Annotated in this window: 12 protein-coding genes and 2 pseudogenes; 6 read left to right on the forward strand and 8 right to left on the reverse strand. The window is 61.4% G+C overall.

All coding sequences use genetic code 11. From position 1 onward, the window contains the following. Positions 1–461: 461 nt before the first annotated feature. Positions 462–596, forward strand: a pseudogene (locus OU426_RS09665) (transposase); the annotation flags it as partial. A gap of 148 nt (positions 597–744) precedes the next feature. Here OU426_RS09665 and OU426_RS09670 read toward each other — a convergent pair. Genes OU426_RS09670 through OU426_RS09690 form a run of 5 tightly spaced genes read right to left on the reverse strand, consistent with a single transcriptional unit; the run spans position 745 to position 5457 of the window. Further along, positions 745–1299: a DUF3833 domain-containing protein gene (locus OU426_RS09670; RefSeq protein WP_267633744.1), complete on the reverse strand. Its 555-nt coding sequence runs from the start codon at positions 1297–1299 to the stop codon at positions 745–747. After that, positions 1296–2522, reverse strand: a complete 1227-nt coding sequence (locus tag OU426_RS09675; RefSeq protein ID WP_267633807.1) for an MFS transporter — start codon at positions 2520–2522, stop codon at positions 1296–1298. The genes OU426_RS09670 and OU426_RS09675 overlap by 4 nt, the downstream gene beginning before the upstream one ends. Continuing rightward, positions 2522–3016, reverse strand: a complete 495-nt coding sequence (locus OU426_RS09680) for a hypothetical protein (RefSeq protein WP_267633745.1) — start codon at positions 3014–3016, stop codon at positions 2522–2524. The genes OU426_RS09675 and OU426_RS09680 overlap by 1 nt, the downstream gene beginning before the upstream one ends. Further along, entirely contained in the window at positions 3009–4166 is a 1158-nt protein-coding gene (locus tag OU426_RS09685) for an SAM-dependent methyltransferase (RefSeq protein ID WP_267633746.1), read from the reverse strand. The genes OU426_RS09680 and OU426_RS09685 overlap by 8 nt, the downstream gene beginning before the upstream one ends. Next, positions 4105–5457, reverse strand: a complete 1353-nt coding sequence (locus tag OU426_RS09690) for an NAD(P)/FAD-dependent oxidoreductase (protein ID WP_420712582.1) — start codon at positions 5455–5457, stop codon at positions 4105–4107. Before OU426_RS09690 ends, OU426_RS09685 begins: the two co-directional genes overlap by 62 nt. On the opposite strand from OU426_RS09690, the gene OU426_RS09695 reads away from it, so the two are divergent. Both OU426_RS09695 and OU426_RS09700 read left to right on the forward strand, forming a co-directional pair. Then, a complete protein-coding gene (locus tag OU426_RS09695) occupies positions 5437–6345 on the forward strand; it encodes a DUF1365 domain-containing protein (protein ID WP_324289807.1) in 909 nt (302 codons plus the stop codon). The two genes, OU426_RS09690 and OU426_RS09695, sit on opposite strands and share 21 nt — an antisense overlap. Next, the gene (locus OU426_RS09700; protein WP_267633748.1) at positions 6342–7067 is read left to right on the forward strand and encodes an SDR family NAD(P)-dependent oxidoreductase; all 726 of its coding nucleotides are present in this window, start codon (positions 6342–6344) and stop codon (positions 7065–7067) included. The genes OU426_RS09695 and OU426_RS09700 overlap by 4 nt, the downstream gene beginning before the upstream one ends. A gap of 134 nt (positions 7068–7201) precedes the next feature. Here the strand turns inward: OU426_RS09700 and OU426_RS09705 are convergent, their stop codons facing one another. The 3 genes from OU426_RS09705 to OU426_RS09715 form a co-directional block, all read right to left on the reverse strand. Then, positions 7202–7390 carry a fasciclin domain-containing protein gene (locus tag OU426_RS09705; RefSeq protein ID WP_267633749.1) on the reverse strand — a complete coding sequence of 63 codons (189 nt, stop codon included), beginning with the start codon at positions 7388–7390 and terminating at the stop codon, positions 7202–7204. Between the two features lie 182 nt (positions 7391–7572). Continuing rightward, a complete protein-coding gene (locus OU426_RS09710; RefSeq protein WP_267633750.1) occupies positions 7573–8208 on the reverse strand; it encodes a ChrR family anti-sigma-E factor in 636 nt (211 codons plus the stop codon). After that, positions 8209–8754, reverse strand: coding sequence for a sigma-70 family RNA polymerase sigma factor (locus OU426_RS09715; RefSeq protein WP_267633752.1), 546 nt, complete (start codon positions 8752–8754; stop codon positions 8209–8211). 224 nt (positions 8755–8978) lie between these two features. Between OU426_RS09715 and OU426_RS09720 the strand changes: the two are divergent. The 3 genes and pseudogenes from OU426_RS09720 to OU426_RS09730 form a co-directional block, all read left to right on the forward strand. Next, positions 8979–9173 (forward strand): annotated as a pseudogene (locus OU426_RS09720) (IS6 family transposase); the annotation flags it as partial. A gap of 303 nt (positions 9174–9476) precedes the next feature. Further along, positions 9477–10211 (forward strand): ABC transporter ATP-binding protein, encoded by a 735-nt coding sequence (locus OU426_RS09725; RefSeq protein WP_267633753.1) that lies wholly within the window; start codon positions 9477–9479, stop codon positions 10209–10211. Next, positions 10211–12583 carry an ABC transporter permease gene (locus OU426_RS09730; protein WP_267633754.1) on the forward strand — a complete coding sequence of 791 codons (2373 nt, stop codon included), beginning with the start codon at positions 10211–10213 and terminating at the stop codon, positions 12581–12583. The genes OU426_RS09725 and OU426_RS09730 overlap by 1 nt, the downstream gene beginning before the upstream one ends.

Raw genomic sequence — 12583 nt, forward strand, 5'->3', positions numbered from 1 at the left:
GGCTCCCATCGGGCGATCAAGACAGCGATGAATTGGACAGGTGTCTCGGAGCGCACAGCGAAGAACTGGTTTGCGGGGTCGCAAGGTTCGGCCGGGGAGCATCTGCTCGGGCTTCTCCGGAACTCGGACGAGGTCGCTGCCGCAGTGCTCGCGTTGTCCGGACGGTCGGAGCTGCGGGTCGTGGCGGGGCTTCACCAAACCCGTGAAACCCTGCTGCAAGTGCTCGAGGCCCTGGACGCCCTCTTGGAAGCTTCCGTGCCAGGGACGGCAGAGAATGAGTAGGCGGGTTTTCGCGCCAGGTACGCGGAACTTCTGAGTGGAGCGACGTTCAGTTCGAAGTCGCTTTGCTCGATCAAAACCGAGAAAAGTCAGAAAGTTAGGAAATCTCCCGGGGTCCCCGAGTGTTCTCGCGCGCCGCCCCTTTAGTAGAGACTGGTTCGCATTGGTCTCCCAGCACCGCCAAACGACGCAACAGGATCGAGATCATGTTCGGTCGCTTGAAGGATTGGTGCAGGGTCGGCACCCGCTACGACAGGTGTCCAAAGGTCTTCCTTTCGGCCGTCGCCCTCGCCGCAACCGTCATGTTCTGGCTATGACGCGAGAACGAGTCCTGACCCTAGCCACCGACTTGTCACATCTCAAGCCAAGTTTCCCTGACAAGACCCGCCGTTGCTCTTGCCGAGTGGCGTGGTCTCTGCGCGGCATAAGGGACAGCGTCACTGTCCTCACTGACACGAGTTCGAATTAGTCTCCTGGCACCGGACGCATAGTGGCTACAAGTTCGGCGACTTTGATGCCGAACTTGCGCATTTCGGACTTGTTCATTATGGCGCCTTCACGTGTCAGGTACATCCAGTCGGTTGCCGACAGCGTGTGGCCCCCCGAGTCTGGCGGCAGCACAATCTTGTAGCGCAGCATCACGGTCGCCCCCGACACGATGCCCTGCGCCTCACCCACGATATCATCCGCAGTTGCCGTGAACGTGTTGTCGGGGCCAAGGTTCAGATACCATTTGCGGCTTTGCTCAACACCATTGGAATAGACGAAATGCTCACTCAGCGTGCCGGTGTCTCCGTGCCATTCGCCGACCATTTCTGCAACGAAGGTATTAGTCATCTTGCCTGTCGGCCCAAAGATCACCCCTTCAGAGAGGATAGGACCCGACAGATGCTCTTTAAGGGAAAAGGCAGGTCCGGTACCGGTATAGTCGGCTGGGGTCTGGGAGCTGAAACTCAGGAAAAGGGATTTTGCAGCAATCCCCACGACGAAAAGAATCAGGATGGCAACGGCGATTTTCATAAGCTTTCTTCCTTTGAAGGCAGCGCGAGGACCATGCCAATCGCGAAAAGTTTCAGCACGCAGGGCACGGTGGCATAGGCGATATTTAGCGTGGCCAAGGCTTCCGGACTGTTGGGCTGGCCAGGGACAAAGCCGCTCTGGCCAAGCAGGGGAAGGACTGCGAATGCGGCAAATGCCAGACCGAGCTTACCTGCAAAGGACCAGATGCCGAAGGCTGTCGAGGCGTTAAGTCCGGCCGCCGTCAGCGCGACCGAGAACATGGCTGGCAGGATGACCATATCGGCGCCAAGTGCCGCCCCGGACGCGATGCAGATCAGCGCGAAACCGAACAGGTTTCCCGGCGCCAGAAAGGCCGCACCGACAAAGCCCAGAACGGCAAGTGGCATCGCTATCAGCAAGGTTTTCTTTGGCCCCACCCGATGGCTGGCCCGAGTCCAGACAGGAACGCTTAACCCTGCAAAGAGGAAGAAGAGAACCAGAAGCGGACCTGCCTTTCCTGGAAGTTCAAGGCGGTCTTCGACGAAGAACAGGAACAGGGTCGAGGTGATGGCCACAGGCAGACTGTTCACCAGCGCGATGGCGAGGAGTCTGAGCGCCCCCGCCCGGGCCATGCCGGGCAGAGACAGCCCCTCACCAATTACCGGTTTGCGGCGCCAGATCGGCCGGGTCAGAACGGCTGCAATGATCGCGATTGCGCCAAGAAGGATGCCGAATGCGGGATATCCCTGACCCGAGGCCCCCATGCCAAACAGCAGCGACGGCGCAATCGCCGCGATCACGACACCACCCAGCATGCCCCCTTCGCGATAGGCTGCAAGCGTCATGAGCTCGTGCGGGTCGGGGCGCGCGGCAAGCGTTGCGCTGCGTCCATACAGCAGGATCGTACCAAGGCTGTAGGCCGAAAACAGAAGGATGAGGACCGCCGCCAGTTCCGCGACCACATGCGGCCCGGGCCGAAGCGTGAAAAGCAGCGGAAATCCGATGGCCAGCCCAGTTGCGGCTGAAAGGGCAAACAGGCTCTGGCCACCGGACCACCGGTCGATGGCCCAACCAATGAGCGGGTCCTGCACAAGGTCGATCAGGCGGATCACCAGTAGGACGGTCCCAATCGTGCCAAGTGCAATATCAAGTTCGACCGACGCAAACCGCGGCAGATGGATATAGAGCGGGATACCGGCAGCCGCCAGCATGAGCGCATAGAGGCTGACCCGGGGGTAGACCATCATTGGCCGCGCAGTCTGCGGGTGAAGCTGGGCGACCGTGTGTCGTCGCCCAGAAAGATTGCCATGAAGCGTTGCTTGATCCGGGGATGGGACAGCGCGCACATGCGCTGGCCGTTTCGCGAGAACAGGACCTCGTCCGGGCCGTTTGAGACCGCAAGATACCGGTCGCCCCTGCCAACATCGTCGTAGCAGTTCAGCAGTTGATCCCGCAGCGGCAGCGGCCCGCCGGTGCGGCTGAATTCGCGCAATGTCGCCTCGACCAGATCGGTTTCGCTCAATCTGCGAAGGTAGGTGAGTTCCAGCGCCATGTCTTCTTGCCAGTCGAGCGCGCGGCCCGCAGGCGTGTAGAGGCGCGCCTGGTACAAGGGCAGCCCCAAAAAGCGCAGCGTCGCCTCACCGCGCATTTCGGCGCCGGGAAAGGCCGATGACACCGGAACGGCCTGCGCGATCATCGGGCAGAGCAGAAGGACGAGCGACAGCAGCAGCCTAGGCATGGGCCAGCTCCACCTGCACGACGTTGGTGTGCCCGACCGCGAAAGAGGCGGTGCAGATCTCAAGGTAGTACTTCCAGTTGCGGAAGAACGTCTCGCCGTATCCCAGTTCATCAATGCGAGACTTCTGCGCGGACATACGTTCGGACCACCGGCGGCACGTTCGGGCATAGTCCGGTCCGAATGCGAAACTGTCCCGCAGCTGAAGGCCTGCATTCCCGGCCTGTTCGGCAATCACGGTGTCGGACAGAAGCATGCCGCCTGGAAACACATATTGACGGATATAGTCCGAGGATGTCCGGTAGGTTTCAAAGAAGCGGTCGGACACTGTAATGATCTGCAAAAGCGCGCGCCCGCCCTCGGCCAGATTCCGTTTTAGAACCGAAAAGTAGCAGGGCCAGTAGCGTGCGCCGACAGCCTCGATCATCTCGATCGAGACGATGTTGTCGTACTGCCCGCGAATGTCGCGGTAGTCCATGAGCTGAATGTCGGCGCGTCCATCGAGCCTGCATTCCGCATAACTCTGCTGATTGCGTGAGATCGTGACACCGGTCACATCGCGACCATCCCCCGCCGCCTGTTCCGCAAAGCCGCCCCATCCGCAACCGATCTCCAGAACGCGCGCACCGCCGCCCAGCCGGGACAGGGCGCGGGCATTCTTGCGGTGCTGCGCGCGCCCAAGGTCATCGTCGCCGTCCGCGAACAGGCCCGAAGAATAGGTCATCCCCTCATCAAGCCAAAGTTGGTAGAATTCGTTGCCGACATCGTAATGCGACCGGATGTTGCGGGTCGCCCCGCGGCGCGAATTGGCGCGCAGCACCGTATCGACAAGGCGGAACTTCGCGCGTGTGAACGGGCCGGCATGATCATAGGCGCCCATTTCGTCCCGGTTGCACATCGCAACCGTCATCAGTGTTTCGACTGACGGCGTGTCCCACAAGCCCTGAACATAGGCCTCGCCCAAGCCGACCTGCCCATGCGCCGCCATGGCTGAGACGGCGGACCAGTCCCGTATGATCATCTCGGCCTCTGGCCCGGTCGCGCCAAATCGATGCGTGTCGCCTTCGGGCGTTCTCAGCGTCAGTTGCCCGTCACGCAGACGTTCGCAAGTCGACAGGAACTGCGATTTCAGCGCTCGGTTGGTAAGATACATCCTTTGGGTCTTTCTGCTGAGTGTCTTGGTTGATCATGCGGACAACGCGCATCGCGCTTGCTATGCCGTCTTCGTGAAAGCCGTAACGGTTATAGGCGCCGACGAACCAAGTATGGTTTTCCCCCTGCATCGCACGAACCCTGGCTTGAGCGCAAAGTGCCGACTGGTCGAACACCGGATGGGAGAAACTGACGTCGTCATAGATGTGCTCGGCCGGTATATCGCAGGACGGGTTGAGGGTTACGAACAGAGGATCGTTTTCGGGTATGTTCTGCAGCCTGTTCATCCAGTAGGTCACGCCAACCGCGCCGTCCTGAGACCGATATGCCCAACTGGACCAGCTGGCGCGCCTTCTAGGCATCTGATTGGGGTCGCGATGCAGCACTGCACGGTTTGATTGGTACCTAATCCGCGAAAGCGCATCAGCCTCCGAGCCGGTCGCCGATCCCCCCAGAATGGTGAGGGCCTGATCGGAATGACAAGCAAAGATTACCTCATCGAAATTCTCGGCCTCGCAATTGGCGGTCTTGAGGGTGACGCCAAACGAAAACCGCTCGATGCCGATGACGGGTTGTCCAGTCCGGATCCTGCATCCGCGCACGCGAAGGGCAGCTTCGATGCGTCGGACATATTCGATACTCCCGCCTTTCACTGTCCACCATTGGTGCTGGCTGCTGCCGGCCAGCAGAGCATGATTCTTGAAAAAGCGGATCAAAGAACGCGCCGGAAACCGTCCGACATCCGTGGAGGGTGTCGACCAGATCGCCCCACACATTGGCATAAGATAATAGTTTCGGAACCAATCACCGAAACGGAGTTCATCGACGAGTTCGCCGATTGTTTTATCGTCGCAATCAGCCGCCAGTTCCGCCTGCTTCCCGAACCGGACGATGTCGGCGATCATCCGGTAATATGCGGGTCGCAGGATGTTGCGCTTCTGCGCGAGGATGCTGCGCATATTGTTCAGGCCGTATTCGATCCTGCCATTGTCGATACTTGCCCCGAAGCTCATCTCGCTCTTGATGACCGGGACATCGAGTTCGCGGAAAAGCCGGGTCAGGTTCGGATAGGTTACGTAATTGAACACGATGAAGCCGGTATCGACCGGCTGGTCACCGTTTCTTCCGGCAAGGACCGTGCGTGCATGCCCCCCAAGACGATGCGCCGCCTCGAACAAGGTCACGTCATGGTCTGGCGATAGGTAATAGGCTGCCGACAGGCCCGAAATTCCGCTGCCGACAATCGCGATCCGCTTCCGGCTCGTGCTCTGGTGATCAAACACATTTCTCATCCCACCGTGCTTTTCCAAAGGAATACGCAAGAGTTCCGGATCTGGATCAATGAATGCAGCAGCCTGATCAGGTTATATGATCCAAAACCGAACGCCGGTCGTATACTGATCGTCATGATTGAGCACATTCAGGGTCAGACGACACATGCACGGCGCGGAGCGTTGAAGAACGCCTTCCGCTACTCTGTCGACTACATTCTGTGCGACAGCGACGCGAAAGAGCGTCCTTGGCTCCTGTCACGCAACCGGTTCAATCTCTGGTCTCTCTGGGACCGGCACAATGGCGGGCGGCGAAAAGCGGGAAGCGGTTTCCATTGGTTCCGAAAAGAGCTCACAAAACGCCAGTTCCCGCTTGCGGGCGCGCGCCTGCTGCTGCTGACTCAGCCAAGCTTTCTGTGGTTTCACTTCAACCCGGTCAGCTTCTGGATCGCGACGAGGCAGGGCGTGCCCTGTGCCTTCATCGCCGAGGTCAACAACACGTTCGGCCACAGGCACTGCTATTTCTGCGCGCATGACGATTTCCGTCCGATCGCCGCAAGCGACACGGTCACTGCCACCAAACTGATGCACGTGTCGCCATTTCAGAAGGTGGCAGGTCAATATCGGTTCAAATTCGCCTTATCCGAAGACGCCATCCGCATACGGATATTCTACGGAAACGGTGAGGACGGCGTGATCGCGACCCTCAGCGGCGCCCGCCGTCCAGCCACCAGCATGTCATTGTTCTGGGCCGCCTTCCGCCGCCCGTTCGGCGCGGGGCGGGTCGTGGCGCTGATCCATTGGCAGGCGGTGGTACTCTGGTGGAAACGCGCGCCGTTTCTCAAAGCACCTCCACCACCCATAGCACTGGTTTCCAACAGCTCGACAGTGCAGGAGCGTAGGAAGTGACGGGGCTCGCTGGCAAGACTTACTGGCTCGTTGGGGCAAGCGAAGGCCTTGGCCGGGCTTTGGCGCGGCATCTGGACCGCGATGGCGCGCGACTGGTCCTGTCGGCGCGGGACGAGGCGCGGCTTAACTCACTCGCAGCCGAACTTACCGGGGCACGCGTCGTTGCGTTCGATGTGACTGATCAACAGTCTGTGCGGCGCGCGGTCGCCTCGGTAGGCCCGTTCGACGGTGTTATCTACAATGCGGGCGCCTATGCACCGCTGCGGGCAACCGACTGGGATACAGATGCCGCTCTGGCAATGTGCGACGTGAACTTCATCGGTGCGATGCGCGTTATGGGCGAGGTCGTGCCGCAAATGGTCCGCACGGGGCGTGGAGACATCACCTTGATCGGTTCGCTGGCCGGGTATCGGGGCCTACCCGCCGCGATCGGCTACGGCGCCAGCAAGGCCGCGCTGGTGAGCCTTGCAGAAACCATGCGGCATGATCTGAAGGGCAGCGAGATTGTGGTTCGCCTCGTCAACCCCGGCTTCATCAAGACCCGGCTGACCGAGAAGAACAACTTTCGCATGCCGATGCTAATGTCGCCCGAGGCGGCAGCCGAACGCGTCGCGAAAGCCATGCGCTCGAACCGCTTCCGCACCGATTTTCCAGCGCCTTTCTCGTGGCTGATTAAGAGTCTCGTTTTTCTGCCTGATATCCTGGTTTACCGCGGACGATAGACGGCTCGTGTGCGGCGACTACGGCGCTGGCAGCATCGCTCAGCCTTCATACAAGAAGAAACCGGTGCGGCCGTGGTCTGGCTGCACCGGTCTTCTTCACTCAATAGGGCCAATTAGGCCGGAAGTCCGCAGTGTTAGCGGCAGGTGGGGCGCTCGCCCGGAAGCAAGACCTTGTCGATCTCATGGATCACGCCGTTGTCGGTCATGATGTCGGCCACGACCACATCCCCGGCGGCGATCTCAACGATGTTGGCGGCCTGCACAGCGCTTGCTGAAACCGCGATGGCAAGTGCGGCGGCGGCGGTCTGCACAGTGGATTTCATGTTGTAGTCTCAGTGTTGGTGAGCCGCTTTGTCCGGTCTGACTCAAAGCTCCTACGAAGAGTACGGGGGCGACCTAAAATGGATCATCGGATCGCGAACACGTGATTTAAGTAATTGAATAAGTTGAAAAACAGAGAGAACCCGGTTCTGCTGTCTGCTCTCGCCATGATGGGAAATTGCAATCAGATCCGGAAAAGCGGCTGCAAAAGACGCGGTATAAGCGAGCGGAAGCGCAGCGGCGCATCGGTCGCTGCCAGACAGATGCAGGCCTCGCCGGGCCCTGCTACCGGCGTATGATCAAGGCCTTCGTTCGCGACCTCAAGATCGCCGACGCCGAAGCTTCCGGTTTCGTCGGTAAAACTCCCTTGCAGCACGAGTGTCAGTTCCAGCCCGTTGTGCCCATGGTCAGGCACCGCCTGACCGGGCGGAATGAATAGAAGTCGCACCGAACCTGCATCGTTTGCCATGAGAATGTCCTGACGCACGCCTACACCCAACGACTTCCAACGTGGGTTGCCGCCTTTCAGCATCTCGGCCAAGGGCCCGGGGTAGATGCCAGACCGTCTTATAGTAGGCTCCGGCACGAACGTCACATCCATAAGGGCGAAGATATGAGCTTTCAGATCGCCTGAAACCGCAACCGCATCGGCGGTTTCCAACACGGTCCCCCCCACCAAATGGTGTGATTCCAACGCGGCGCGGCAATCGACGCAAAGTGATACATGGCTGGCCACGACCAGCGCGAAGGGCTGCGGCAGCGAACCAGCAGCGTAGGCAGCCAGCATGGCATCGGGTGTATGATGGGTGATTGCGGTCATTCAACGCATTCCCTTAAGCTCGTGTCTCAGCCGTTCCAGCCCCAGCCGGATACGCGATTTGATTGTCCCTAGTGGCAGCCCGGTCTGGGCGCTGATCTCTTGATGGGTCAACTCGCCAAGATAGGCCTTCTCGATCATCTCGCGCTGCTCGCCGGAAAGCTGCCGGATGGCATTCTTCAGTTCCGTCGCTTCCTGTTCCAATGAAAGGATCTGGCTGGCATCGGGTTCCTCACCGGGATCCTCGATCAACTCTTCTGGCTCTGGTCGGCGCTCCTTGCGCAGAATGTCTATCTGCCGGTTGCGGGCGATCTGGTAGATCCAAGCCGACACCTGCGCGCGGTGCGGATCAAACATCGATGCCTTGCGCCAGACAGTCAGCATCACTTCCTGAACGATTTCTTCAGCCTGATGCGCGGCGATTCCCGAGCGCATGATCATTCCCTTCAGGCGCGGCGCGAAATGATCGAACATCGCCGAAAAGGCCTGACGGTCACGCTTGTCCCTTACGGCCAGCATCCACACGGTTTGCTGCGATAATTCGGCCATTGGTTTGGACACCTGTCTGCTTTCGATTCGAGGCACCAAGGGCACATACCGACCAGTGCATGGAATATCGACATTCAGGTCTAACATAACTCGGATACGCAGCCGCACATCAACTGGATCAATTTCTCGCTCAATCAATTCATTCGATGCACGCCAAGAGGATCGTAGGTCCTGTCAGAAGAACTCGGCTTGAGGGCGGTGCAGCCGCCACGTAGCGTCCGGGCATGATCAAACGCTCGCCCGTCAAGTACTTCAAAACCAGTCCCGAGATCATTCGCCTGGCGGTGATGATGTATGTCCGGTTCCCGCTGTCGCTCCGGAACGTCGAGGATCTACTCCACGAACGTGGGATCGACATCAGCCACGAAACGGTGCGGTTCTGGTGGCATCGCTTCGGCCCGATGTTCGCCTCCGAGATCCACGCTTCTGTTTTGAACCATTTCAATTCGGAACGCAGCCTTTCCAGCAGACACCACTTTAAGGCCAACCGCGCCGCTGCTCTTACCGAGTGGCGTGGTCTCTGCGCGGCATAAAGGACAGCGTCACTGTCCTCACTGAGACGAGTTCGAATTAGTCTGCCAGAACCCGGTTTTGCGCATATCGCGGCCTATCTTGGGGCTCGCGTGACGTGACCTTTCGCCGGGCGCGTCGGCCTGTGCTGCCGCCTGCCTTTCTTGATCGCGATCAAGGCGGGGAGTGTTTCCATCTGCGAAAGACCACTTATGGAAGACCGCGCCGCACCAACCGGGATCGACCCGCCCGTCTTTCGTGTCCGGGGCCTCTCGAAGCTTTACCGGACCGGCGAGATCGAGGTGCAGGCGCTGCGCGGCGTCGATTTTCAGGCGCGAACGGGGGAATTCATCGTGATCCTCGGGCCGTCCGGTTCGGGCAAATCGACCTTTCTCAACATCGTCGGCGGGCTCGATACCGCCACGTCCGGCGATGTCTGGTTCATGGACCATGAGCTGACGCGGGGAGGCGATGCGGCGCTGACGCGCTACAGGCGCGATCATGTCGGTTTCGTCTTTCAGTTCTACAATCTCGTGCCCAGTCTGACGGCGCGCGAGAATGTGCGCCTGGTGACGGAAATCGCGCGGCGGCCGATGGCGCCGGAGGAGGCGCTGGCCATGGTCGGGCTGTCTGACCGGATGGACCATTTCCCCGCCCAGCTGTCGGGCGGCGAACAGCAGCGCGTCGCCATCGCCCGCGCCATCGCCAAGAGGCCCGAAGTGCTTCTGTGCGACGAGCCGACGGGTGCGCTTGACAGCCATACCGGCGTCAAGGTGCTGGAGGCGCTCACCGATGTGAATGCGGCGGTGGGCGCGACGACGCTCGTCATCACCCATAATGTCGCGATCCGAGAAATCGCCCACCGGGTGGTGCGGTTCGCGAATGGCACGATCCTGTCGGACGAGGTGAATGCCACCCGCAAGGCACCGGCGGAGGTGAGTTGGTGATGACGCTGTCGCCCTTGCGTTTGAAGCTTCTGCGCGATCTGCGCAGGCTCTGGGCGCAAGCGCTGGCGATTGCATTGGTGATGGCGGCGGGCGTGGCGACGCTGGTTCTGGGCGTGGGCGCCCATGCCTCGCTCGACCGGACCCGCGCGGCCTATTATGCCGAGAACCGCTTTGCCGACCTCTTCGCCGATGTCACCCGCGCGCCGTGCTCGCTATCGGTCCGAATCGCCGCCATCGACGGCGTTCTGGCAGTTCAGACCCGAATCGCGCGGCTGGCATTGACCCGGATCGACGGGATGGCGGAGCCGGGCAATGCGATGTTGATCTCCTCTCCCGGGGACGATCCGGCGGCGCTCAACCGGCTGCATCTGCGCCTGGGGCGCATGCCCGATCCGCGGGCCAGTGCCGAGGCGGTCATTTCCGAGGGCTTCGCCACGGCACACGCGCTTGGGCCCGGCGACCGCTTCACGGTCATCATGAACGGGCGCGCGCGCGATATCCTGATCTCGGGCGTCGCCCTGTCGCCCGAATATATCTATGCGCTCGGCCCGGGCGACATGATGCCCGACGAGCGCCGTTTCGGGATCGTCTGGATGTCCGACAAGGCGCTGGCGGCAGCCTATGACCTTGAGGGCGCCTTTTCGAACGTCGCGCTGAAGCTGGCGCCGGGGGCATCGGAAGCCGCAGTCATCGCCAGGCTCGACGATCTGCTCGCCCCATATGGCGGAACCGGCGCCTATGGGCGGAAGGACCAGCTGAGCCATGCTTTCCTCGATGCGGAACTGCAGCAGCTGCGCGGCATGAGCCGGGTGCTGCCGCCGATCTTCCTGCTGGTCGCGGCCTTTCTGGTCAACATGACCCTCGCGCGGCTTGTCGCGCTGGAACGCGAGCAGATCGGGCTTCTGAAAGCGATCGGCTATGGGCCACTGGCGATCGCCGGGCATTATGTGGAATTCGTGCTGGCCATCGCGGCATTCGGCATAGCCATCGGCTTTGTTGCGGGGGCCTGGCTGGGTGCGGGGCTGGCAACGCTTTATGCGCGCTTCTTCCATTTCCCCTTTCTCATCTTCAGCCGCGACCCGTCGGTCTACGGGATCGCGGCGCTCATCACCCTTGGCGCCGCCGTCGCGGGGGCGGCCAATGCCGTCCGCTCTGTCGCCTGGCTGCCGCCTGCCGTCGCCATGCAGCCGCCCGCGCCGGTGCGCTACCGACGGCTTTTCGGCGATCTCTTCGAAGCCGCCCGCTTCCTACGTCAGTCGGGCGTCATGGTCGCGCGCCATCTCCTGCGCTGGCCGTTGCGGACCGGGGCCTCGATCCTCGGCGTGGCGCTGGCCGGCAGCGTGCTTGTCGGCTCGCAATGGAGTTCCGGCTCAATCGACCGGATGATCGACATCGCCTTCTTCCGCTCCGACCGGCAGGACGCCATGATCACCTTCGGCGAGGAACGGCCGATGGCCGCCCTCCATGCCGCCGCCCGCCTGCCCGGCGTGATGGCGGCCGAGCCTTTCCGGGCAGTCGCGGCCCGGATCGGCAATGGCCATGTCTCGCGCCGGGTGGCGCTGATGGGCAAGCCGGAGGGCGATGCCGAGCTGTCGCGCATCCTCGGCACCGACGAACGGCCGATGTCGATGCCGGAGGACGGCGTGATCCTGTCCGAGGCGCTGGCGCGCATTCTCGGGGTCGGGATAGGTGACCAGGTCGAGGTGGCACTTCTCGGCGGCGACCGGCGGCACTTCACGACGCCGGTCAGCGGCATCAGCCTCGGTTATCTGGGGCTCGGGGCCGCCACGAGCCTTGAGGCGCTTGGCCGGATGACCGGCGAGCGGGGGCGCGTCTCGGGCGTCCATCTGGCGCTCGACCCTGTCCGCCAGGCGGATTTCTTCGTCACGGCCAGGAAAACGCCGATGACCGGGTTCCTCTCGCTCCTCAAGGTCTCGCTTGCCAAGTTCCGCGAGACACTGGCCGAGAACATCCTGATCATGGTCACGGTCTATACTATCCTTGGCGCCATCATTGCAGTGGGCGTGGTCTATAACTTCGCCCGCATCGCCCTGTCCGAACAGGGGCGCGAGCTTGCCAGCCTGCGGGTTCTCGGCTTCACCCGGGCCGAGGTCGCGCGCATTCTCTATGCCGAGTTGGCCGTGGTCGTGCTGATCGCCCAGCCGCTGGGCTGGCTGATCGGCTATGGGTTCGCCCACGCTGTGGTCGCCGCCTTCAGCTCGGAGCTCTACCGCATCCCGCTGGTGATTACCCGGGACGTCTATGCGACGGCGAGCCTGATCGTCATCACTTCGGCCATCGGCTCAGCGCTGCTGATCCGCCGCCGCATCAACCGGCTCGACATGATCGAGGTTCTGAAGACGAGGGAATGA

The sequence above is a fragment of the Frigidibacter sp. RF13 genome (genome assembly GCF_026626305.1).
In the GTDB taxonomy this organism is placed as follows: domain Bacteria; phylum Pseudomonadota; class Alphaproteobacteria; order Rhodobacterales; family Rhodobacteraceae; genus TMP-24.

Bases quoted from the DNA above. Each gene is read 5' to 3' on its own strand.
- OU426_RS09670 (WP_267633744.1), bottom strand. From the start codon at position 1,299: ATGAAAATCGCCGTTGCCATCCTGATTCTTTTCGTCGTGGGGATTGCT.
- OU426_RS09675 (WP_267633807.1), bottom strand. From the start codon at position 2,522: ATGGTCTACCCCCGGGTCAGCCTCTATGCGCTCATGCTGGCGGCTGCC.
- OU426_RS09680 (WP_267633745.1), bottom strand. From the start codon at position 3,016: ATGCCTAGGCTGCTGCTGTCGCTCGTCCTTCTGCTCTGCCCGATGATC.
- OU426_RS09685 (WP_267633746.1), bottom strand. From the start codon at position 4,166: ATGTATCTTACCAACCGAGCGCTGAAATCGCAGTTCCTGTCGACTTGC.
- OU426_RS09690 (WP_420712582.1), bottom strand. From the start codon at position 5,457: ATGAGAAATGTGTTTGATCACCAGAGCACGAGCCGGAAGCGGATCGCG.
- OU426_RS09705 (WP_267633749.1), bottom strand. From the start codon at position 7,390: ATGAAATCCACTGTGCAGACCGCCGCCGCCGCACTTGCCATCGCGGTT.
- OU426_RS09710 (WP_267633750.1), bottom strand. From the start codon at position 8,208: ATGACCGCAATCACCCATCATACACCCGATGCCATGCTGGCTGCCTAC.
- OU426_RS09715 (WP_267633752.1), bottom strand. From the start codon at position 8,754: ATGGCCGAATTATCGCAGCAAACCGTGTGGATGCTGGCCGTAAGGGAC.
- OU426_RS09725 (WP_267633753.1), top strand. From the start codon at position 9,477: ATGGAAGACCGCGCCGCACCAACCGGGATCGACCCGCCCGTCTTTCGT.
- OU426_RS09730 (WP_267633754.1), top strand. From the start codon at position 10,211: ATGACGCTGTCGCCCTTGCGTTTGAAGCTTCTGCGCGATCTGCGCAGG.